Below are 1,594 nucleotides of genomic sequence, written 5' to 3'. Positions count from 1 at the left end.
TTGTAATTGTTGTTCAGCTAGCTTTTGATAAAGTGGATGTGTCGTTAATAATTCTTCATGCTTTCCAATACCAGTAATTTCGCCATGCTCAAGGATAACAATTTGATCAGCATTTACAACAGTTGATAGTCTATGAGCAATAATTAATGTTGTTCTTCCTTTCATTAAATGGTCCAAAGCCTGTTGAACTAATCCTTCTGAGGCGCTATCCAAATTTGATGTTGCCTCATCTAGCAGTAATATATGGGGATTTCTGATTAATGCACGTGCAATGGCAATTCGTTGTCTTTGACCACCTGAAAGCTTAACACCTCTTTCACCAACCTCAGTAGCAAGTCCTTGCGGCAGGCGAGAGATGAATTCCATAGCATTTGCTTGAGTCGCTGCTCGCTCGACCTCAAATAATGGGATGTTTTTGTTTATTCCGTACGTTATATTTTCTAAAATCGTTCCAGACATAATCGGACTTTCCTGTGATACGTATCCAATATGATTTCTCCATGATGATAAACCAAATTCCTTAATATTTGTGTCTCCAAGTAATATTTCCCCACCAGTTACTTGATAAAATTGTTCTAATAGTGAAAATAACGTCGTTTTTCCGCTTCCGCTTGGCCCAACAATTGCAGTTGTTTTTCCTGCAGGAACGATGAGAGAGATGTTTTTTAATATTGGCTCTTTCTCATTATAGCTAAAGCGGACATTGCGAAATAAAATTGGTTGTGCAGATTGTTTGCTAACCTGTTTTGATTTGTTTTCCTCAGGTTTTAATTTTAGGATAGTCTGAATTCTGTCTGTTGCCCCCATTGCTTTTTGGAACGCAGTAAAGGACGTCGCCATATGACTAAATGGGAGAACAATTTGAAACATATAAAAGATGATCGCGACTAAGGAACCTGCTGACAGTGTACCAGAAGCAACGCGAACTCCACCATATCCAATTAGCAGGATCAATAATAACATCATGATTAAGGTCATAAATGGTGAAATAATTGCCTGGATTTTCGCTTCCTTTAGTCCAAATTGATAGAGGTGATCGATTCTTTTGTTTCCTGACTTTATTTCAATTTCCTCGGCATGATAAGCTTTTACTAAGCGGATTTCCGATAACACTCTCCCTAAATTGCCGGAAAACTCAGCCATTTCATCCTGTGCCATTTTTGAAATAGAAAACATTTTTTTCCCTAAAGGTGCAATAATGAAAAATGAAATAGGAATTGCTATGAGCATTATCGTTGTAATTTTCCAATCAATAAAGAAAAGCAGGATAGTGGCTGCTATAATGGAAATCAAACCGGAAATAAATGTAATCATATGCTGTGTAATCAGCGTTTTTACTGTATTTGTATCTTGTGTAATTCGACTCATAATTTCCCCTGATTTATGGCGATCATAAAAAGCGACAGGTAGATTAATAGTATGAGCCCACACTTTATTTCGGATAGAAGCGACAATTGATTCTCCGATTGCCGTCATATAATAATAGGAAAATCCTGATGTGACGGTTTGGATAAGAAACGTTATGATGAGAAAGATAATAATAGAAATATCAAATGAAGAATTTGATAAATTATCAACAAGTGATTTCGTGAGG

Annotated in this window: 1 protein-coding gene; it reads right to left on the bottom strand. The window is 36.5% G+C overall.

All coding sequences use genetic code 11. The annotated features are described in order from the left end of the window. Positions 1-1,594, bottom strand: a 1,594-nt coding sequence (locus HU235_RS06610) for an ABC transporter ATP-binding protein (protein WP_174879700.1), incomplete at both ends; no start/stop codon positions are given.

It is taken from the genome of Metabacillus niabensis (assembly GCF_902829255.1).
In the GTDB taxonomy this organism is placed as follows: Bacteria; Bacillota; Bacilli; order Bacillales; family Bacillaceae; genus Metabacillus; species Metabacillus niabensis.
This window is presented reverse-complemented; position numbering and strand designations above follow the sequence as displayed.